The sequence below is a fragment of the Polyangiaceae bacterium genome (assembly GCA_016715885.1).
In the GTDB taxonomy this organism is placed as follows: domain Bacteria; phylum Myxococcota_A; class Polyangia; order Polyangiales; family Polyangiaceae; genus Polyangium.
This window is the reverse complement of record JADJXL010000002.1, coordinates 214,752-235,923: the sequence shown is the minus strand read 5'-3', so window position 1 is coordinate 235,923 and position 21,172 is coordinate 214,752. Positions and strand designations below refer to the sequence as shown.

General features: G+C 60.7%; 19 protein-coding genes. 8 read left to right on the top strand and 11 right to left on the bottom strand.

What is annotated here, in order from left to right; translation table 11 throughout:
- Positions 1–40 precede the first annotated feature (40 nt).
- Positions 41–736, top strand: coding sequence for a zinc-ribbon domain containing protein (locus tag IPM54_04415; protein MBK9259059.1), 696 nt, complete (start codon positions 41–43; stop codon positions 734–736).
- A 61-nt stretch (positions 737–797) separates the two neighbouring features.
- On the opposite strand, the gene IPM54_04410 is transcribed toward IPM54_04415, so the two are convergent.
- The 3 genes from IPM54_04410 to IPM54_04400 all read right to left on the bottom strand — a co-directional run bounded on the left by IPM54_04410 (position 798) and on the right by IPM54_04400 (position 5,025).
- Positions 798–2,705, bottom strand: a complete 1,908-nt coding sequence (locus IPM54_04410; GenBank protein MBK9259058.1) for a serine/threonine protein kinase — start codon at positions 2,703–2,705, stop codon at positions 798–800.
- Between the two features lie 224 nt (positions 2,706–2,929).
- Positions 2,930–3,757 carry an HAD-IIB family hydrolase gene (locus IPM54_04405; protein ID MBK9259057.1) on the bottom strand — a complete coding sequence of 276 codons (828 nt, stop codon included), beginning with the start codon at positions 3,755–3,757 and terminating at the stop codon, positions 2,930–2,932.
- Positions 3,754–5,025 (bottom strand): class I SAM-dependent rRNA methyltransferase, encoded by a 1,272-nt coding sequence (locus tag IPM54_04400; GenBank protein MBK9259056.1) that lies wholly within the window; start codon positions 5,023–5,025, stop codon positions 3,754–3,756. The genes IPM54_04405 and IPM54_04400 overlap by 4 nt, the downstream gene beginning before the upstream one ends.
- A gap of 262 nt (positions 5,026–5,287) precedes the next feature.
- Between IPM54_04400 and IPM54_04395 the strand changes: the two genes are divergently transcribed.
- Both IPM54_04395 and lnt read left to right on the top strand, forming a co-directional pair.
- Entirely contained in the window at positions 5,288–6,322 is a 1,035-nt protein-coding gene (locus tag IPM54_04395) for an outer membrane beta-barrel protein (protein MBK9259055.1), read from the top strand.
- 133 nt (positions 6,323–6,455) lie between these two features.
- Positions 6,456–8,117 carry an apolipoprotein N-acyltransferase gene (lnt, locus tag IPM54_04390; GenBank protein ID MBK9259054.1) on the top strand — a complete coding sequence of 554 codons (1,662 nt, stop codon included), beginning with the start codon at positions 6,456–6,458 and terminating at the stop codon, positions 8,115–8,117.
- 174 nt (positions 8,118–8,291) lie between these two features.
- On the opposite strand, the gene IPM54_04385 is transcribed toward lnt, so the two are convergent.
- The 3 genes from IPM54_04385 to fsa form a co-directional block, all read right to left on the bottom strand.
- Positions 8,292–8,606: an HU family DNA-binding protein gene (locus tag IPM54_04385; protein ID MBK9259053.1), complete on the bottom strand. Its 315-nt coding sequence runs from the start codon at positions 8,604–8,606 to the stop codon at positions 8,292–8,294.
- A 130-nt stretch (positions 8,607–8,736) separates the two neighbouring features.
- Positions 8,737–9,162 carry an rRNA maturation RNase YbeY gene (gene ybeY / locus IPM54_04380; protein MBK9259052.1) on the bottom strand — a complete coding sequence of 142 codons (426 nt, stop codon included), beginning with the start codon at positions 9,160–9,162 and terminating at the stop codon, positions 8,737–8,739.
- Positions 9,163–9,322: 160 nt separating this feature from the next.
- Positions 9,323–9,970 (bottom strand): fructose-6-phosphate aldolase, encoded by a 648-nt coding sequence (gene fsa / locus IPM54_04375; protein MBK9259051.1) that lies wholly within the window; start codon positions 9,968–9,970, stop codon positions 9,323–9,325.
- Positions 9,971–10,070: 100 nt separating this feature from the next.
- Here fsa and IPM54_04370 point away from each other — a divergent pair, with 100 nt between their 5' ends.
- Complete coding sequence (locus IPM54_04370; GenBank protein MBK9259050.1) at positions 10,071–12,695, top strand: thrombospondin type 3 repeat-containing protein; 2,625 nt, start codon at positions 10,071–10,073, stop codon at positions 12,693–12,695.
- Between the two features lie 87 nt (positions 12,696–12,782).
- Here the strand turns inward: IPM54_04370 and IPM54_04365 are convergent, their stop codons facing one another.
- The 4 genes from IPM54_04365 to IPM54_04350 are packed head-to-tail and all read right to left on the bottom strand — an operon-like array spanning position 12,783 to position 17,905.
- Complete coding sequence (locus IPM54_04365; protein ID MBK9259049.1) at positions 12,783–13,925, bottom strand: fatty acid desaturase; 1,143 nt, start codon at positions 13,923–13,925, stop codon at positions 12,783–12,785.
- A gap of 23 nt (positions 13,926–13,948) precedes the next feature.
- Entirely contained in the window at positions 13,949–15,307 is a 1,359-nt protein-coding gene (locus IPM54_04360; GenBank protein ID MBK9259048.1) for a hypothetical protein, read from the bottom strand.
- 2 nt (positions 15,308–15,309) lie between these two features.
- Positions 15,310–16,368: a tetratricopeptide repeat protein gene (locus tag IPM54_04355; GenBank protein MBK9259047.1), complete on the bottom strand. Its 1,059-nt coding sequence runs from the start codon at positions 16,366–16,368 to the stop codon at positions 15,310–15,312.
- On the bottom strand, positions 16,358–17,905 hold the full coding sequence (locus IPM54_04350; protein ID MBK9259046.1) for a serine/threonine protein kinase: 1,548 nt from the start codon (positions 17,903–17,905) through the stop codon (positions 16,358–16,360). Before IPM54_04350 ends, IPM54_04355 begins: the two co-directional genes overlap by 11 nt.
- 188 nt (positions 17,906–18,093) lie before the next feature.
- Between IPM54_04350 and IPM54_04345 the strand changes: the two genes are divergently transcribed.
- The 4 genes from IPM54_04345 (at position 18,094) to IPM54_04330 (ending at position 20,960) form a co-directional block, all read left to right on the top strand.
- Positions 18,094–19,218, top strand: a complete 1,125-nt coding sequence (locus tag IPM54_04345) for a hypothetical protein (GenBank protein ID MBK9259045.1) — start codon at positions 18,094–18,096, stop codon at positions 19,216–19,218.
- Between the two features lie 59 nt (positions 19,219–19,277).
- Positions 19,278–20,003, top strand: coding sequence for a hypothetical protein (locus IPM54_04340; protein MBK9259044.1), 726 nt, complete (start codon positions 19,278–19,280; stop codon positions 20,001–20,003).
- Between the two features lie 349 nt (positions 20,004–20,352).
- Complete coding sequence (locus IPM54_04335; protein ID MBK9259043.1) at positions 20,353–20,586, top strand: DUF433 domain-containing protein; 234 nt, start codon at positions 20,353–20,355, stop codon at positions 20,584–20,586.
- Positions 20,586–20,960 carry a DUF5615 family PIN-like protein gene (locus tag IPM54_04330; protein MBK9259042.1) on the top strand — a complete coding sequence of 125 codons (375 nt, stop codon included), beginning with the start codon at positions 20,586–20,588 and terminating at the stop codon, positions 20,958–20,960. Before IPM54_04335 ends, IPM54_04330 begins: the two co-directional genes overlap by 1 nt.
- Here the strand turns inward: IPM54_04330 and IPM54_04325 are convergent.
- A complete protein-coding gene (locus tag IPM54_04325; protein ID MBK9259041.1) occupies positions 20,882–21,169 on the bottom strand; it encodes an SUMF1/EgtB/PvdO family nonheme iron enzyme in 288 nt (95 codons plus the stop codon). The genes IPM54_04330 and IPM54_04325 overlap by 79 nt on opposite strands.
- Positions 21,170–21,172 lie beyond the last annotated feature (3 nt).

The window sequence follows — 21,172 nt, the reverse complement described above, 5'->3', positions numbered from 1 at the left end:
TTCGACCCGGAAAGGTCAACACCGTGCCCGCGAGAGCACCGTGAGGCATGCCCTGTGCTGGGTATACCTCGGTGGCAAAAGCCATGTATCACGGGTCGTGACGGAAACGCCGGCCAAGGAACAGCCGAAATCCATGGAGCAGCCCAAAGACGAGGACATAGTTTGTGCGAGTTGCGGTGTGACGTTCGTTTTTTCGGCCGCAGCCGCAGCAGCCCGCGCCGAGCGCGGGATCACGACGCCACCCACGATGTGCAAACCGTGCTGGCGTGCGAACGCATCGAACAACGAGCGACGAGGTTCCGATGCCTCGTCTCGCACGCCGGCCCGCCATGGGCGCGCGCCACGCCAACCCAATCAAAACGGCGGCGGGTGGGTGGGTCGAAGCACCGGCGACGTAAATGAATACCGAAGCCCCATGCCCGATCCTCACTTCGCTGGGCACACGTCACGCGGCTGGTCGCTGAAGCCGACGTTTTCGCGCCGTGGACCTGCGAGCGATGGCAACTACCGCGCGCCTTCGTTTCACAACGACAAACACAACGGTGCGCTGCGCCCGAATCGTGAACGACTGGGTGCTGGTCGAACTTCGGCTGCTGCCCCCGGGCACCAACGAAATCGCATGTCGACCGACATCACGTGCGCAGCATGCGGCGCCGCAGCAACGGTCCCGTTCAAACCCGCCGAAGGCCAGAAGGTGTATTGCCGGACCTGTTTCCAGGCCGAAAAGCCCACCTGACCCATCGTCTCGAATCGTTTGAGCTACAAATGATGTGCCCGAACAAACTCGGGCACATCGCTCATGAAAGCTCGCAAGCCAGCTCCGGCGAAAACGCCGCTTCACCAGCAGCGATATTCACTCGCACATCGTAACTCGCAGCCCGACGAGCCGTTTCTTCGACGACTCCTACGACCCACAAGCGGAGCGCGAGTGACGCAGGATCGAACTCGCCAACCTGGAGCAGCACGCGGCCCGGCGCCGACGAGCCGATCTTCCATGTGCCAAAGCTGAACAGGCGCGACCAAATGGAGATGCCTCGGCGAATGGCGATCTGCAGATCCGGTGCTGGCCTGAGCACGCTGCGCACGGTGTTATGCAACTCCCCCCCGATCGCCGATCGCCCCAGTGCACGCCACCGATTCGGCTCGTGAAGCGAGAGCGACGTCGCCAAGTCCATGTATGCGTCGAGCGCTTCGAGATCGTACGCAACGAGCGCGTTGATGGAGTCGTTGAGGAAATCGTCCGCATACCGCTGCGGAAGCTGACCAATGATCTGCTCGCGCACCTTCGGTCCCGCATCCTCGATGAGCGCTTTGTCGACAGCTCGCAGCACAGCACCGCGCACTTGGTACATGCCCGGAAAGCGCGCAGACATGGCACGCACAGGCTTTGCAGCGGGCGGACTGCCCGCCATCGAGCCGAGGAGGTTCGGCGCGCTCGTCAGCGTAGAAATGCGCTGGTTGACCGGTATGCGCGGGGCCGGCGGCGAAGCCACGGGTTCGGCACTGACGCGTGTTGCATGGCTGTGATCTCCACGCGACGACTGCCCAGAATCAACGCTGCGCACCGACGCTGCCATCGGCACCACACGCGTGGATGCATGCGGAACCGACGGAGCAGGCATGTCGTACGTCGAGCGAGGCCCCGATCGCATCGCGCCTACCGACATCGGCTCGCGCGCCGAGGGCAACGGTCGCTCGAAGTCTCCAAGCGACATCGGAGGTGGAGGCGGCGGCGGAGAAGCGACACCAGGCGAAGCACCCATGCCGGTTGGATGAGGCGGCGTCAGCGCGATGCGACGATTGATGTTGATGATCCTGCCGAGCGCCAAAACGCGTCGCGCCGGATCGGGACAAAACTTCTCGAGCTCACGCGCAACTTCGCCCGCAGTCGCGTAACGCTTCATCGGATCCTTTTGCAGAAGCCGAGCAACGACTGCTTCGAGACGCGAGTCGACATTCACACCCGCAGCAGCGAGCGTCGGAGCTTCGGCGTGAACGACGCGGAACGCCGTAGCTACAGCCGTTGGTGCTCGAAAAGGTCGCGTGCCCGTGAGCAGCTCGTAGAGAAGTACGCCAACGGCGAAAAGATCACTGCGACCATCGATCGGAGCATCTCCCGTCGCTTGCTCCGGTGACAAATAGTCGGGCGTGCCAAACACCACGCCCGTGCGCGTGCGCGGCGAAGGGCCGTTCGAATCGATCACCTTTGCGATGCCGAAATCCAAGAGCCGCACGACGGCTTGACCACGCCCAGGGTCATACGCGATGAACACGTTCTCCGGCTTGAGATCGCGGTGGATGATGCCCACGCGATGCGCCGCATCGAGCGCCTCGAGAATGGGAATGACCGTCGCGACTGCCCCATCGAGCTCGAATCTTCCAAGCCGCTGCAGCGATGAACCAACCGCCTCGCCCTCGAGATGCTCCATCACGATGTAGGGGCCCATTTCCCCTACGCCCGCGTCGATGACGTCGACGATGTTCGGATGGCGAATGCGGTTGACGGCTTGCGCCTCTTGGAAAAATCGCTGCGCAAGCTCGGAGTTTTCCGCAAGCTCGGGGTGCAAGAACTTGATCGCCACCGATCGCCCGGCGAGCACGTTCTCGGCCTTGAAGACGTGACCCATCCCGCCACCACCAATGCGTTCAGCAAGGCGGTACTTGTTGTCGACGATTGCGCCAGGAGCGGGGGTGCGAGATGCCATTCAACCGATGAACATGCGCCGATCCACGTGGAACCGCCTCGGTGAACAACCCGCGGCCACACCTCGTGGCAGAGCCGCTAGTCTATCCATGTTGCCGGGTGGTGAGCCACTTCGGGCCTGCGAACATATCGAACCACAGAAAAATTTGTTGCACCTTCCTAAACTGCACCATCGTCAGCGATCGTTGGCATAGCAATTTGGGCCACAATTGCTAACGCGCAACGTCAGCTCGAAGCACTTCCCCGCAGGGCGACCAGGTGCTTCGCCAGTTCCGCAAAGCCCGCTCCCATCGCGTTTTTCATGACGAATTTGGGGGGATCGGGCAGAGAAGATAGGTACTTCGTTACATTTGACACGCCGAATGTAGTTTGAAAAACGGAAAAGGCGCTTGCGTCGTTGCCGCTGTCGCCAACGAATGCATTCGCGCTGCAAGCCGTTTCACTTGACTCGCCAAACCGGGCTTGCAGCAACCGAAGCGTGCCCGAGGCCTTGTCTCCTGCGGTGAACGATAGGTGCAAGTGGACGCTCGAGACAAACGTGACGACACCTCGCGAGCGCGCGTCGGATCGCATCGCCGCAATGACTTCAGCTCCAACGCTTCGATGCTCGCCAATATCGATCGTGACATCCGTCCAGCGAGCGGCGTTGTCGTCTGCGAGCGCAGCTTCGGGAAAACGAACCACGAGCTCGTGGGCAAGCCGCAGAAGCTCCTCTCGTTCGGCACGCATCGCATCGGGGTTTGTCGGGAACATCGTTTCGATGCGTGACGCACCAGCGTGCTGCGTCCGCTTGACGAGCCCTACGGCACCGTTTTCAGCGACGGCCGCATCGATCGGCCATTGACGCAAGAGCACTTCGGCCCAGCCCGCCGGACGCCCGGTGCACGCGACGAGACGCAATCCCGCTTCACGCATGCGAAAAAGTGCCGAGTACGCTTCCTCGGTCAACGCGCCATGGTCGAGCACGGTGTCATCGAGATCGAAGACGAGCCCGGTGAGGCGCTTGGCCTCGGCGTTCGAAAGCGCGGACAGCGGACGCGGCGACTTCGTCACAAAGCCTCGAGGCGCGCGATGAGGCTCTTCAAGTAGAGCCCCTCGGGAAATGCTGCGCTCACCGGATGATCGGCCCCCTGGAAGTGTCTGTCGAACACGACCGCGTGCATGCGCGCGTCACGCGCTCCGAGCGCCAATGCACGCGTGAGATCGTCGAGCGATATCGCACTCGAACACGAGCACATCACGAAGATCCCTCCTGCACGCGTTGCTTTGCAACCTGCAGCAGCGAGAGCTCGATAGGCGCCGAGAGCTCCCTCTTTCGATCCACGCGTCGGCGAGAGCTTCGGCGGATCGCAGATGACGAGATCGAATCCACCTTCTTGCGATGCCCGCGCGAGCGCTTTGCGCGCATCGGATCGTTCGAACTTGATGCGACCCACGAGGCCGTTTTGCCGCGCGCACTCGGCACCAACTTCGACAGCCAGCGCGCTTTCGTCGACCGCAACGACTTCGCTGGCGCCTCCGCGAGCAGCCGCCATGGCAAACGTGCCGACGAAACAGAACGCGTCGAGCACTCGTTTGCCGTGCGAGAGCTGCTCGATGCGAGCTCGAAGCGTGCGTTGGTCCAGGTAAAACCCTGTCTTTTGACCGAGCGTCAGCGGAATGTCGTAACGAAGGCCTCGCTCGATGAAGCTGAACCGATCGAGCGAAGCGTCGCCGCGCACGACGCCCACGCCAGGCTCGAAGCCTTCCATGCGAGCAAGCTGAGCCGACGTGCGATCGACGATGGCGCGAGGCGAGAGAGCTTCGGACAAGACATCGAACACGATGCCCTCGCGCCGCTTGATGCCAATCGTACCGATTTGAACGACCAAGACGTCGCCGAGAACATCGACGACGAGCCCCGGAAGGCCGTCTCCCTCGGCGTGAACGAGTCGATACGCGGTGGTCTCGTGTCCATGTGCGAGGCTTGGGAGACCGAGGTCACGCCGATGCTGAATGGCTCGTTCGAGACGCCGACGAAGGAGGGCCCCGTCGATGGGGGCATCCTCGTGCGTGAACATGCGTACGGGAATGGCTGAACGCGGGGTATAGAGCCCTCGACCGAGCACGGCGCCATGAGGGTCGACGACGACGACTTCGTCACCGGCTACGGCACCGCCTTCGATTCGCGCGATGGCCTGCGCAAAGACCCACGGGTGTCCAGTCCAGACGGGCCTGACATGTCCTGCCTTGAGTGTGACGCGGGGCGTAGTGCCGCGGCGCGTATTGACGGCCACGGGTTTCGCGGCGGGCAGGTGCAAAGATTTCGTTTGAGCATTCATGATTGCGCGGACCGGGTGGGACAGTGCGGCGTCGGCAACTTCGATGTGCGTTGAGGTTTTGCTGATGCCGGCGATGTTGGAAGTGGGGTATCGTTCAGTAGCGGTGGGCTTTTTGCGAAGTGTGAACCTTCCATCACAGCCCTCCGTGGCGAACGATGCACGACGATTGGAACGAGATCACGCGCATTCCGTCTGTAAAGCCTGCCTGGCCGATGGCATTCCGGTTGCTAGGCTAAAAGCAGAAACAACGAGGAGTTGTCCCATGCGCCGCTACTTGACCCCAGCTTTGATCGTGACCGCTGCGTTGAGCCAACCGCTTACCGCGTTCGCGCAAGAGGGCAACTGCCCGCCCGGCGCGTGGTTTTGCCCGGCGGAAGACGCAGCAGCACCCTCCAGTGAAGTGACCGTTACGACCGAAGTCGATGCACTTCCCCCACCGCCTCCGGCCGATTCATTGCCTGTGCCGCAAGCGCGCGATACGCGACACGCGCCGCCGCCGGTTGTCGTGTACCAACCGCGCCAAACAGCAAGTCCTCCGCCGCAAATCATCATCATTGCGCCCGGACGAACGCATGTCGTTCGCAAGGCACCGCCGCCTCCGCCCGCTCGCCGTGTCGTCGTTCGCAAAACGACGCGTGTTCGCACCTCCGTTGCAAAACCGATGGTTCGTCCTGTCACACGCGCGTGGCGCTCCGAATGGGGCGTCAATGCGCGTCTGCAAGGCGTCAGCTTCGGCGGCGATCGCGACCGCTTCGACGGCGCTTCACAGGATGCGAGCATGGGTGGTTTCGGTGTGAGCTTGCGTTATCGCCCCTGGGCGCGATTCGCAGTCGATGCCGGTTTCGACATCATCGGCGGCACCGACTACAACGGCTTCGATCGCGTCGAGATGCCGTTCTCGCTCAACGGCATCTTTTACGTCAACCCGCGCAGCCGCACGCAGTTTTACCTCATGGGCGGCGTGAACTGGTCGCGTGCGACCGTTACCTCCGACCAACCCCACCAGCTCCTCACGGCGACGAACGACGGCACCGGGTTTGGCGCGGACTACAAGTACTTCGGCGGCCAACTCGGCGTGGGCCTCGAGTTCCGTTTGTCCAAGCGTCTCGCCTTCAACGTCGATCTACTCGGGTTTGTCCGCAAGCGGACCGACATCGACGACGATCATGGCCACAAGGGCGGCAAGAACAATGACGATGCCTCGGAAAAACTTCCCGAGTACATCGATGCATCGGGACGCACCACGAACACCTCGGGCGGCGGACTCTTCCGTGGTGGCTTGACGCTCTGGTGGTGACTCGCCCGCCTTTCCCACTCCTTCCCGATCCCCTCGACTAACCTCCATTCCAAGCACACACGCGCGCTCGCTTCGAGTCGCCGTGCTCTGCCGCGCGAGGTAATACGAGCCTCGTAAACCTCGAGCGCCACGCATGGAACGACTCCAGCGCCATCAAAAGCTGATCTTCGCGATCATCGGCGGAGCCGTTGCTGCTCTGGCCACGCCTCCCACCAACATCTACCCGGCCCTCTTCATCGGCCTCGCGATGCTCGCGTTTGCGCTGGACGATGCGCCTTCGACTGCGCGTGCGTTTGGTCGAGGCGTCGCGTGGGCGACTGCAGCCGGCATTGTCGGCATGCGCTTCGTTCCCGATGTCGTCCAGCGCTTCACGTCGCTCGGAACGGCCGCTGCCGTGGCGGCACTCGTACTGCTCGCTGCCGCTCAATCACTGCTGTGGGGCATCGGTTCCGCCGCGACAAACCTCGTGCAGCGTCGAGCAAAGGTGCCTCTCGAAGTTGCGTTTGCCACAGGAACACTCATCGCGCTGTCGCTGCCGTCCGTCTTCGCGTGGACACCTGCTGGCATCGTTTGTCCGTGGACGTCCCTCGTTCAGCTCGCGGATCTCATCGGCGAACGAGGCGTCTCCGTGCTCTTCGCCATCTGCGCAGCGCTGCTCGCACGTGCCTTGAAAGCTGCGCTATCGACCGAGCTTCGCACCAAGCGCTTCCGACAAACGATCGCGTATCCATTCGCCGCTGCACTCACCATCATCGCCGTCGTCGCAGCGTATGGCTCGTGGCGAATCAGTTCGCTCGCCAAGCAATCGACGACCGCGCGAACGATGCGCATCGCGCTCGTCAACCAGGCCGTCGGACCGCTCGATCGTTGGGACCCAAAGAATCACGCCAGCATCCTGCAAAACTTGCAAGCGCTCACGCGCGAAGCCGAAGCTCGAGGCGTCGATCTCACGGTTTGGCCTGAAGCCGCGTACCCCTATCCGCTCGACCACGACGTCGCGCGTAATCCGCGCGGCCCGCGTTCAATCCTCGGCCGTGACCTGCAAGGTCCCATCCTCTTCGGCCTCATCACGCTCGAACGCCCCAAGAGCATCGGCAACGGCCAACTCGAGCTCAATAGCCGTAACTCCGCAACGATCGTCACGCCCGACGGAGCGATTCAGCCGTCCTACGACAAGCTGGAGCTCTTGTGGTTCGGCGAAACCGTGCCGCTCGGCGCGCACCTGCCGTGGCTACGGCGCATCTTTCAAAAGAGCGGCGGGCTCGTCCCAGGCACCGAAGCGCGCGCGCTCATGCTCCCGCGCGAAGGCGGTGACGTGCGCTTCGGCGTGCTCAACTGCTACGAAGACACGCTGACCGATGTGGGCCGCAGGGTCGTACGCGAAGTGCGGCCGAACGTGCTCGTGAACGTGACGAACGATGCGTGGTTCTTGGGCTCCGCGGAACCCGAATTACACGCCCGCCTCGCGCGCATGCGAGCCGTCGAGCATCGCGTGCATCTCGTGCGCTCGGTCAACCTCGGCGTCATGTCCTGGGTGGACGACCGCGGTATCGAGGTCCTGCGAGACGAATCCCCCAAGGCATCGACGATCATTGCCACGCCAACAATTGGCGATGGTTCGCTTACAGTATACGCTCGATTTGGAGATTTGCCGCTCGCGGTATTGCTTACAATCACGATCGCAGCATTCGCTTGGCGAGCGAGTTGGAATCGCCCTCAGGGTGACGGCGCCGAAAAACAAGCCGTCGACAAAAACGAAACCAGCGCGAGCGGTGAGACTCGCGCTGGTTCGTAATGAACGATCAGAAGTCGCGTATCCGACACTGCTGAAATGAATTCAGCAAACAGCGGGTTTCGAGGCTTCGGATCCTTTCATGTCGACTGCGGACTAATTCCGCATTCGGATTTTCCGAATGAAGAATTAGTCCGCCGTCCGATGTTCGTCAGGCTGAAGAATCGATGAGGTGCGTCAGCCGGTGAGCTGATCTTTGAGCGCCTTGACGGGCGCCGAGCGCACCTTGCGGCTTGCTGGCTTGCCCTTGATGGTCATGGGCTCCTTCGTGAAAGGATTCACGCCCTGACGATCCTGGGTCGCTGCAATGGCCTTCGCCTTCAGCTTGACGAGCCCCGGGATCGTAACCTCGCCCGGACCCTCGGGTCCGAGTTGCTTGGCTACGAGCGTCGAGAGCGCGTCGAGGACGCCGTTCACGGCCTTCTTTTCCAGGCCAGTGCTCTCGGCGAGAGCGGTAACCATCTGGGCTTTCGTCAGCTTGCTAGAGGGCATCCTGTCCTCCTCAAAAACGACCGCGGAATGCAAGACGGTCGCTCGAAATAACTCATATCCAACACGTCCCGGACACGAGCGGCGCACCGTTTAACAGGCGAATTGCACTCGAGCAAGGTCAAATCTCGTTCTAGCCCTGCAAAATCTTTTTTCTTTGTGCCTGAGCCGCCGCTTCCAGCTCCCTTGTACGCGCGGTCATTTCGCGATCTTCTGCGTCCGTGCGATGGTCGTAACCAAGAAGATGCAATAACCCGTGCGCCAAGAGCATCGTCAGCTCGGCCAAAAGCGGGCGCCCCGCCCCCTCGGCCTGCCGACGAGCCGTATCGATCGACAAAATCACGTCTCCAATGGGCCCGGTAAACGGAAAACCAGCGCCAATCTCGGCCCCACGAGCCCCCTTCGGCTTCCATCCCGCCGGCCTTTCGTGCAGCGGAAATGACAAAACATCCGTCGGTTTGTCTTTGTGCCGATACGTCCGGTTGAGCTCGCGAATTGCCGCATCATCGACGAGCGCCACACTGAGCTCCACACCTTCCAGGCCGAGATGCTCGAGCATCTTCGCTGCTCGCCGGCGAATCACCGCACTCGAAACTCCCGCAAAAGGACCACCCCTCGCGGTCACGTCCACCACGCTGGGCGGACGTGCAAGTTCGCGAGGTTTCGCCTGCAAACGCGGCTTCGAGCGCGGGTTTGTCTTGGTCGTCGTGCGCTTCACGTTACGCTTGCGGGATCTTTTTCGCGTCCGCAATGAACTGCGCAAGACCAATGTCCGTCAGCGGATGCTTCAAAAGCTGCTTGATGACCTTGAGCGGCAAGGTCGCCACGTGCGCCCCCATCATCGCCGCCTGCACGAAGTGCACGGGATGCCGCACGCTCGCCGTCAAAACTTCCGTCGCAAAATCGTAGTTTTTGTAGATCTGAACAATCTGCCCAATGAGGTCCATCCCATCACCGGCAATGTCGTCGATCCGCCCAACGAACGGCGAGATGTACGTCGCGCCGGCCTTTGCTGCGAGCAGCGCTTGCGGCGCTGAAAAACACAGCGTGACGTTGGTCTTGATCCCTTCTTGGGAAAAGACGCGCACCGCTTTCAGCCCATCCTCGATGAGCGGCACTTTTACCACCACGTTCTTGTGAATTTTCACGAGGTCGCGGCCTTCACGCAGGATGCCCTCGCAGTCGGTCGATACGACTTCGGCCGAAATAGGTCCGTCAACGACGGCACAAATCTCGGCGATCGCAGCTCGCGTGGGCTTTCCCGCCTTCGCCAAGAGCGACGGGTTGGTCGTCACACCGTCGATCACACCCATCGCTTGCGCTTCTTTGATTTCGGCGATGTCGCCCGAGTCGATGAAAATCTTCATGGGCGCTCTCTTTAACAAGCACACTCCTGCGCGTCGATACTCGAGCCGCGCATTCAACCGGCCTCATGCACGTTTGCGGTTCTTCACGTACGATACGCAGATGAAGAGGCTTCGCTTCACCCCCACGCGCACATCCGTTTCCCTTGCAGCACTCGCCTGGCCCCTCGCCATGATCACGGCGGGCTGTGCCGAGCCCATCAGTTCACAAACACCGACGTCGAGCGGTAGCACGAGCAGTAGCAGCGGCGACGGCGGGCAAGGCGGCACTGGAGGCATGGGCGGAAACGGCGGCCAAGCTGGTCAAGGAGGCCAAGGCGGAGGCAATTCTGGAGGTGTCGTCGTCGAATGCCCAGCCGCGCCGCTCGTACCGCCGGCTTCGGGAACGTGCGAAGTCACCAAACAAGGCACGTCGGGACGGCTCTTCCGCGGCACCGTGCTCGCACCTGATCAAACGCTCCACCGCGGCGAAGTGCTCGTCGATGCAACCGGTCACATCGAATGCGTCGCTTGCGACTGCAGCGCGTCCCCTTCCGCAGCAACGGCCGCGAACATCGATTGCGCCGAAGGCGTCATCTCACCTGGGCTCATCAACGCACACGATCACATCAGCTTCGCCAACAACCCGCCGAAAACGCACGATGGCGTGAGGTACACGCATCGCCACCAGTGGCGCAAAGGCGCGCCCGGCTATCCACAAATCACGGTCAACAGCGGAGCAAGTGCCGACGTGGTTCGTTTCGCCGAGCTGCGCTTCGTCATGAGCGGCGCAACGTCGACCATTGGTGCAGGCGGCCAACCGGGCCTCTTGCGCAACCTCGACGTCTTCGGACGCCTGGAAGGTTTGCCCATCCCACCCGCCGAATCCGACACGTTCCCGCTTGGTGACAGCGGCGGCAGCATGATCGAAAACGGCTGCAGCTATCCATCTCCGACGACGACCGCATCCATCGCCAACGTCGACGCGTACGTGCCGCATGTATCGGAAGGCATCGACAAAGCCTCGCGAAACGAGATCGTTTGTCAGTCCTCAGGATCGTACGACATCGTAGAGCCTCAAGTCGCCATGGTTCACGCCGTGGGCTTCTTGGCTTCGGACTACGAGCTCTTGCAGAAGGATTTTTCTTCCGTCGTCTGGTCACCACGCTCGAACGTCGACCTGTACGGCAACACGGCGAGCGTCACGTTGCTCGATACGCTCGGCGTTCCGATCGCGCTCGGAACCGACTGGGTAGCGTCCGGATCGATGAACCTTCTCCGCGAGCTCAGGTGCGCGGACGAGCTCAACACGCTCTACTTCGACAACCACTTCACGGATGAACAGCTTTGGCGGATGGTCACGACAAACGCTGCGTTTGCCGCGGGCGCAGGCGCCATCACGGGCATGCTCAAGCCCGGCTACGTGGCGGACATCGCCATCTTCGATGGGAAAAACCGCAAGGATCATCGCGCCGTCGTTGCTGCAGGCGTCGAAGACGTCGTGCTCGTTCTTCGAGGCGGCGAAGTGCTCTATGGCGACGATGCTCTCGTGGCAGATGGATCGATTGGGGGCATGGATTGCGAAACGTTGCCCGTATGTGGACGAGACAAACGAGCGTGCGTCAAGCAAGACATCGGCGGCTCGACGACGCTTGCGGGCATCCGTTCGGCAGGTGAAACGTACTATCCGCTCTTCTTCTGCAACGACGAAGTCCCCACGATCGAACCGAGCTGCATCCCGTGGCGCACGGAGTACTCGAAAGGCATCACGGCCGATGACAGCGATGGCGACGGCATCACGAACGACGCCGACAACTGCCCGAGCATCTTCAACCCAATAAGGCCGCTCGACGGAGCAGCTCAAGCCGACATCGATGGCGACAAGGTGGGCGACGCATGCGACGCATGCCCCTTCGACGCAAGCGACGCATGCAAGCCGCTCGATGCAAACGACATCGACGGCGACGGCATCATGAACGGCAGCGACAACTGCCCTGAAGCTGCGAACAAGGACCAAGCCGACAAGGACAGCGACGGGCATGGCGATGCGTGTGACGACTGCCCCGAACCGAACTTCGGGACGTCCATCTGTCCACCTCCAGCAACGGACATCGAGGTGATCCGCAATCCTGCAGCTCCCGGTCACCCCGCGGTGAAATCGCAGGTCACGATCACGGGCGCCTACGTCACTGCGCTTCGCGCACCGACCGGAACGAGTCGCGGGTTTTACGTACAGAACACGTCACTGAACCCGTATTCAGGCATCTTCGTCTTCACAGGATCAGCCACGCCCGACGTGCAAGTTGGCAATCGCGTCACCATCACCGGCACGTATGACGAGTACTACTCACTTTCGGAGATCACGAACCCGATCGTCACCATCGAAGATTCCGGCACCGCACTTCCCTTCGATCCTGTCGTGATCATGAATCCCGGCGACATCGCGACGGGCGGGACGCTCGCCGAAAGTTACGAATCGATGCTCGTGAAGACTGGCAACGTCGCCATCACGGTCGTCAATGCCGATGCTGGTGGGGACTATGACGAGTTTGTCGTGACAGGCGGATTGCGGATTGATGATCAGTGCACGGACGCGATCCAGAACATGGGCTTGAACAACGAATGCCCCATCGGGTCGACGTTCACGTCGATCACGGGCGTGCTCGGCTACACGTTCGACAACTTCAAGCTCACGCCGCGGAACAAGAGCGACGTCGTCTTCGTCGAGTGCGATCCGTTTGTCCCGTAAACCTCTTACGGAACGAGCACACCCGTCGGGTCCGCTTCGATTGAATCTGCGAGCGGACACGACGATACCCCCACTTCGCGACACCCATCACCCAACCGCCCCGACCATCCTGTCGGCAGGCGCTTGCACGCGTTCTTCTCGACGAACACCGCGCCGCATCGACGTATTGCCCACGGCGACGTCGACCATCTTTTTCACCCGCGAAAACACGCTCTCTTGCACGTAAGGGATGCCGTATTTTTCGCAAAGCGCGCGCACTTTCGGTTGCATGACCTGATATTGCCGCATCGGAATGTCCGGCCAAATGTGATGCTCGATTTGATAATTGAGCCACAGGTGCGCAAAATCGAGAACATCGCTGCCGGTCGCGTAATTGACGGAACCAATGATTTGGCGCACGGCGTGTTCGGCGCGAGATGCCGGACGATCGTCGAATCTGTACAAATCGTCACCGGTATGGTTTGGCCCCACCACTGCGAATGTATGCACGTTCGTGAGCACGTCGGCCATCACCGAATTGCAAAACGCGCTGAATACGCCCCATGGTCCGAGCGGCAAATACAACATCGGCAAAAGCCCAAACTGCAGAGCTGCATACGGCAAGTAGCAATCGATGAGGAGCTGCGCATTTCGGCTACGGTCGCTGGGCGCACCCTCTCGAGCCGCGTGACGTTCGCGATACACATCCAGCGTATTTGGCGCATAATACGAAGCTCGCCACGTGAGCGCGAGCAAGCCCATGAGCGCGTAGCGCACGGGTTTGGGATATTCTCGCAATGGCACCGTATTGCGCTCGATGAGATCCGGATCGCGCTCTTCTCCGGTGTGCGAATGGTGCAAGACGTTGTGCTCGTAGATCCACGCTTCAGGAATCATCCAATCGGGCCAATCGAGAAACCGACGGCGCCCCCGAGCGAATACCTTGCTCGTGTATTTCGCCGGCACGCCGGGCACTTTGTCGTAACCGCGATGCCCCACGTGATGCATGAGGAGCCATCGCGTCGATCGGCCGATGGATAACAACAGGACACTCGCAGGGTTCGGTGCGATGCCGGCGCCGAGCAATCCAAGGGCGGTGCACACATGCCCCCAACGCTCGATTTTATAGAGATGCCGCAGGTCTTCTTCGCCAAGCGATTCGTCGATTTCGCGCCGCAAGACCTTGACGTCGGCAAGAAAGGCTTCGAGGTCGATTTTGGTGAGATCAAAAGCAGGCGAAGCGGAATTCATATCGTCGTATCTGCCATTCCCCCTCAGAGATTGGTGGCTGAAGCAATACCGACGAGGTTTGTAGCATTTGGAATGGGCGCTAGGTCAGTGAAGTGTGCGTCATTTTTACGTAATCGTGCGTGATGCGCCTGCCCAGTCATGCCCACGTAGAGCAATTCGACTTCCGCGTCACCGGCGCCCAGCGCGAGAGCTGGTTTTGCAATGGTCGTCGGAGCGCCGTCCAATGTGCTCGGAGCCGTCGACCAGGAATCGGTCGATCCTGAGTAGCGCGACCATTTGACTTTGCCATCGGAGGAATCTCGATACGCAACAATCGCGTCGCCATTCGGCAATGCCAGAAGTACGGGCTCCTGAGACGCAGCCATTGGAATGGGCGCTGGCGTATCGCCCCACGCGCCACCCTTTCGAGCAATCCAGTACAGTTGATTGGCGTTTCGCGCAAAAACGAGCATTGCTTCATTCGGTCCAGCCGTGAAGGTCGCCATTGCGGGAGTTCCCACGACGTCTGAAGGCTCCTTGATGTGTTCCGTCGCCTTCCACATCGGATTTGCATTGCGCGCATGAGAATACAGGCCCTTTTCGTTGCCAGCGTAGGCCACAACGGGGTCCGAGTTGATTTGGGCTATCGTCGGGCCTTCGGGACCAAATCCCATAGCGACTTGCTCGACCGTAGTGAAGTTCAGTCCACCGTCTGTGGTGCGTAGATAGTAGTAAAATAGATTGTTCGCGCCATGATACGCGATGTCGACGACCCCATTCTTACCCGCAGCGGAAACAGCTAGATTCGTCGTCACGGTCGGACCAATGTCCTTCCACGAAGAGAATCCAGACGGCGTCCAAGACGAATAACGAATCCTCCAATCCGAAGGACCGAGACCGCTTTGTTTGAGCAACGCCACGCCATAGTCCTTGCCCCCGATGACCAGCGTGGGTGACTTGTCACTGGGCTCGTTGAGCGCATTCGTTGCCCACTTCGTTTGATTGCTCGAAACGAACGTACCGGCAAAACCGATCGTCGAGCTCGTGCCAATCGCCACGAGCGTCGGACACGGCGGACAGCCCCCAACGCCACAACTGTTCAATGTGCCCGGCTCGGGACATCCACCACCAGCGCCGCCTGATCCGCCCATTCCCGCCATTCCGCCAGCGCCGCCCATTCCGCTGCTGCTGCTGCTGGCAACGGCGCCGCCCATTCCGCCAGCTCCCCCAGCTCCTCCCGCTCCACCAACGCCACTGCTCGAGCTCGAAGCATCACCACTCGAGCTCGAAGCACTGCCGCTCGAGCTCCCAGTGGAACCAATTTGCGCGTCATCAATGGGGCAACCCCACAAAAACAACGCTCCGAGCGCCACCAAGAGCCGCACGTCGAAATGCTTCGCCATTGTCAAAACGCTCCTCGCACGATCACGCCACCGTCGCCGCGCCCAACGTATGGCAGGACAAACATGCTCGATTGGTTTGGTTTGGCCGGACGAGTGCCATACACGATACCCGCCACCGCAGCTCCAATACCCACGGCACCCGCCACCGATAGACCGACGAACAATCCAAAGGAGCGATTTTTCCGCGCATTGTCTTCGGTCGGATCGTAACCAGAATCCGGCGGGCAAATGAGCTTTTCGGTGCAGTTGTCGATCAGCGTCTTCTCTGCATCGGCCTGATCCAACTTGAAATAAATTGCACCACCCACCGCCGCGAGCCCAAGTCCTCCCGCAACGTACGCCCAAACAGGCACACCCCTCGATGGTTTGTCTTGGGCAATTGGCTTGTCGTCCGCGACGGGTTTGCCATCGGCAATGGGTTTGTCCACGGGCGATGGCGTCGCGTCGGCCGGTTTTTCCTCGGCAAGAAGCAAGAGCTCGATGGTTTGCGAAGCGCCTTCCTTCAGCACCACCTTGCGCTCTTCTTTGCGGTGTCCGGGTGCCGTCACGACAAACACGTGCTCACCCGGATCGAGCGGAATCGTTTCCCCAATCGTCGCGATGGGCAGCGACAAACCGTCACGCTTGATCTCGATGCCCGTCGGCCGATTCGCCACCACGAGCTGCACACGCGCGAGCCGCGGTTCGAGCGCCGCGATGCCCGCCTTCGCGACCTCTTCCAACTTGCGCTTCCGTTCAGCGCCAAGCGTGTCCTGATTGACCTGCAACGCGCGCCGATACTCCACGAGCGCCTGCGTCAACTTGCCATCGTGCTCGCTGCACTGCGCGAGGTTGATCAGCGTGCTCGCAGCAGCGTTGAGCTCCAAACTCGCACGAAATTTCTCACACCCCTCGGCCCACTTCCCTTCCCCCACGAGCTTCCTTCCGCTCAGATACAGCGCTTCTGCCGCTGCGGGATCGCGAAGTTTGTCTTGGCCCATCGATGAAAGCGCAGGCGTGATGACAACCGCGCACGACGCGGCTGCGAAAAGCACGCGACGGATCCGCTCTTCAATACTCATCCAACACATTGTTTCCCTTCGGAGGGGCAGGCTTCGACGGCGCACGGCGTGACGTGATACTTGCAGCAGGAGCCGTCGCCGTTGGCAACGTAGATGTAACGGGCTCTGCCGTCACCATGCTCGAAGCTGCAAAAGCGGGCGCCGCCGATGCCGCTTCTGCAGGCATCATCGATGGAGCGGGAGGCACAACGATCGGCGTGCTCTCCGACGCCGCAGGACTTGGCGCAGCGGGCACCGCAGTCGGCGCATCGTTCGTCGGCGTTTGCGCAGACTCAAAGGATCCCCCGACACTCGACGCACGAAGCGCTGGCCAAAACACGACCGCAAACGCAGCACCGATGATCCCCAGCACGAGGAGCACCACCGGAACGACCCACGCATGTGGACGTCGCGCCACCGTGACGGGTTGAATCGATGGTTCGTCAATCCGAACTGCCGCAGGAGAAGCACGATCATTCGAAGGAGTTTGTCCGGGCGCATCACGACGCTCGTCCGAGGACAACTCCGGTGACTTCTGCGTGTCGACACTCGAGACACTGCTGGGTTGCGATGGAGCCGGCGATGTGACGGCCGATGGGAGCGGCGTCCTCGGAGGCGGGAGCGACGGCGCTTTCGGCGCAGCAACCCCGAACACTTCGGCGAGGTCCGCGATCATCGCAACCGAAGTCTCGTGCCGCTGCGCTGGGTCAATCGACGTGGCCTTGACAAACCACGGGTCGAACGTCGCCGGCAGACTCACTCCGTACGCCGCAGCTCGCTCGCTCGCAGGCACGCGAGCGCCTTTCACGAGCTGCATCATGAACGGGAAAATCCCCTCGGCGGCCTTCCGCTCGACATACCAATACGGTCTGCCCACGAGAAGCGTGAAGGCGATGTGCGCGAGCGAGTAACGGTCGACGGCCGGGCCGATCTTTTGATCATCCGAAAGCTGTTCGGGGCCCATGTACACGGGCGATCCCACGGTCTTCGTCGAGTTCGCGTTCACGGATCCATCGGCGACGATCTTTGCGACACCGAAGTCGAGGATTTTGACCCGTGGAGAACCGTCATCGCGGTGGGTCAGAAACAAGTTTTCGGGCTTGAGATCACGGTGAATGATCCCCGCTGCGTGTGTTCGATCCAGCGCGAGAGCGGCTTGATGCAGGTACGTGACGACATCGTCGGGCGGAAGTCTTCGCTGTTCTTTCAGCAGCTTTCCAAGCTCGTCGCCTTTCAGCAGCTCCATCACGATGAACGGCATCCCCGTCGCTTCGTCGATGCCTGCATCGATCGTTTCGACGATGTGTTCGCTTTCGATGCCGGCTGCGATCTTTGCCTCGAGCTCGAAACGTGCACGCATTTCGGGATCCGTCACGAGGCTCGGCAGCATCACCTTCAGCGCGCGATGGCGTCGCGTGCTCTGCTGAAGCACTTCGTACACGGCGCCCATGCCGCCCGCTTTGATGCACCGTATGACTTCGTAGTTGCCGTGAAACACCGTTCCAGGCGCCAACGCGGCGATCTCGACGGCAGGATCACGCTTGCTTTCGACGGGCATCGAAGGCCGAGGTTATCAAAACCGCTCGTCGTTGGATCTTTCCTTCGCCGCGTAAAGCGTGCGATGCAGTCACGGATGCGTGCGCGCGATGATTTGCTGCTACTCGGTCGGGCGCGTCTGAAAACAAGCTCGCTTCACAACGGCGCCCGATCGCCACAACGATGCTTCATGACTTGACGCGAGGTTCCATGACGCACTCCAAAACGATCGCCGAGCTCTCGACGATGTACTTGCTCGGACGATGGCTCGGCCCCTGGACCGATGCTCATCTCGCTCCGCAGGACGTCGAGCGCCGTGAGGTGGTCGTCAATGCTTTGACGTCAAACGATCGGCCGTTTTCGGCTTTTGTGTATCGGCGAGGGGCACTTGATCAACATGTCGGTTCACTCTTGCTGGTGCCCGGTTTGCATTACCTGGGTCCGCTCGATCCGCGTATGGATCGATTTGCGCGCATTTTAGCCGCAGCGGGTATCTTCGTATTGGCCCCGCGTTTGCCCGATTTCACGTCGATGCTCCTCGATCCACGCGTCTTCGACGATACGCTCCGCGCGTGGAAGACGCTCGAATCGCTTCCTGATCGTCCAGCGGGACGACCCGGGGTTTTTAGCATTTCGTTCGGATCGCTGCCCACGTTATGGCTCGCCTCCGAGTCGCCCGTGGCCTCATTCATTGGCTCGCTCGTCGTGTTTGGCGGGTACGCTGATTTCGACGATACCCTTCGGTTTTGCATTGGTGGGCGTAAGGGAGCGTCGCACGATCCATTGAATCGGCCGGTGGTATTCATGAATTTGATGCCGTTTCTCGATGATCGTCCCGAGGACCCGACGGAATTGTTCGCGGCACTTCGGTCGTACGTCCAAGCCACCTGGGGCAAACCCGAAATGAAAGTCGACGGACGTTGGCAATCCGTCGCGCGCGATGTTGCCAAAAGTCTGCCCTCCAGTCTTTTGCCGCTTTTTTTCGCGGCCACGGGCGTCGAAGGTGATACACGTTCGCTCGTCGATTCGGCCCTCGTTCGAGCCGCGGGCAGTTTTTCCTGGCTTGATCCCAAGCCATTTTTGGGTCGTGTTCGCTGTCCCGTGGACCTCATTCATGGCGCCGATGACGACGTCATTCCATACGAACATGCCTTCGCGATCGCTCGAGGGCTTGCGCCAAACGTTTTGCGCGGTGTGCACGTAACGGGTTTGTACGGACACACGCACAAGGCGGCGAATGTAGCGCCGACGTTTCGCGACGTACCCGGGCTTGCCAAGGAAGCCGTTACGCTCGTGCGAATGCTCGCTGCCATTACTCGGTCCGGTTCGCGCTGAAGCGCATAGCAGCATTCCCCCTTGCCGTGGGCATGCTTTCGTGGCAGTGGACGCGCGTCATGCGTCGTTTCCAAATGCTCACCCTGGGCGACCTCAAGCAAGGCCTCGACGATCTCCTCACGACGCGGCAAGCCGCCCTTGCGCTGACCCGCGTCGGCAAAGCTTACGAGGACCTCTTGAAGCAGAAGCGCGCGCAGATGGATGCCGTGCCGAATGAGCTTGGCGGGGGCAAACCCGTTCCCGAGCTACTCGCCACGACCGATGCCGAGCATGATGGGTACGGCACTGCCATTTATTATTTGACCGAAGCGTATTTGCATCTTCCGAACATCGATACCGACGTGCTCGAAGCGATCATGCACATTCGTGCCAGCCTCATTCCGTCGCTCGAACAGCTCCGCGATAGTTATGCGGACGAAGCGGAGGCGGCGTTGCGTCGAAAATCGGCACTTCCGGCGCTTGCGGCGGATCTGATGCGCGTGCCCGTCGTGGGTGGATCGCTGCAAAATTGGGCAACGGCCTTCGTGGAGGCGGGAGCGCGATTGCAAAAGCTGCTCGAGCAACCCGAGGACGACGGGGCCACTCAACGTAAAGAAGCGCAGCGACTTCGTGTCGAAACGATTGGACTATTGAATCACGCGCGCACGGTCATTCTCGACGAAATCGCGTCGAGACCCACGCTGCCGCGCCATTTGGATACGCAAATTTTTGGCTATCTCGACGATCTCGAAAAGTTTCGCAGCACGAATGCGCGGCCGAGCGCTCCGGGAATCGAAGAAACGTAATGCTTGGTTGCCCGTCGACACATTGAATACGCCACAAACCCAAAGCTTCGTACCTGGACGAACTCTACGGGAAAAACTCCCCGAGCGTCGAGAAGAACCTGGCCCCAGAGCGAGTCGTCGTGATACTTGCGTTTGTCCAGGATGCAAAAGCGCGACGATCTTTTCGGTAAAATTCGAGGGGGGAAGTGCCCGAATCGTGTTGGAATGCACCAAACCGACGCCTGCTTCCCCGATGAATGGCAAGGGGTTCGAGGGAGTTGTTGAAACCGGCGAACGATGTGTGAATGTGCCGAGGGTAGCGCGCACGCCCGAAGCATGTTAGGTGCCTGATGCTGAAAGGTGCCCTGCGATGACCCACCAAGAGCTACTCGAACGAATCTCTTCGGACCCCAACGTGTGTGGAGGAAAACCCTGCATTCGTGGCCATCGCATTTGGGTCTCGTTGATCATCGATTTTCTCGCTAGCGGAATGACGCCCGAAGAAATCTTGAAAGACTATCCACAGCTCGAGCTCGCCGACATTCGGGCATGCTTGGCGTATGCATCCGAGATGACGCGAGAGCGGACGGTCAAGGTGGCTTGATGCGGGTCAAACTCGACGAAAACCTAGGAGTCCGAGGTGCGGCGCTCCTTACGGCGGCCGGTGTGGATGTGGACACTGTGGCGGCAGAGGACCTTTGCGGTACGAGCGACAAAACATTGGCCGAGGTTTGTCGAGTGGAACACCGCGTGCTCGTGACGCTGGACAAAGATTTTGCCGACACACTGCGGTTTCCGCCGCAGCGTTACGCCGGAATTGTCGTGCTTCGATTGGGCGAACCATTGACACACGAAATGATTCAGCATGCACTGCGGCGGTTCGTGGACGCCGTTGACGATCAAGACCTGTCCGGCCGGCTATGGATCGTCGACAGCCATCGCATTCGCGAATTCCTCCCCGCGTCGGATCGTTCGTAAACTCTTCCACGCAAAACACGGCGCCTGGAATTTTCATCTCCACGCGGATCGCTTACGGGCGTCGTTGCATAGGGGATAAACCCATCGGCGCACCATTCCCATACGTTCCCGAGCATATCGAAGAGCCCCACGGATTTGCGGCTTTCTGTGCAACGGGGTTCGTTTCGCCTGTGTTGCCACGGTACCACGCACCGTCGCGCGCGTCGCATGCA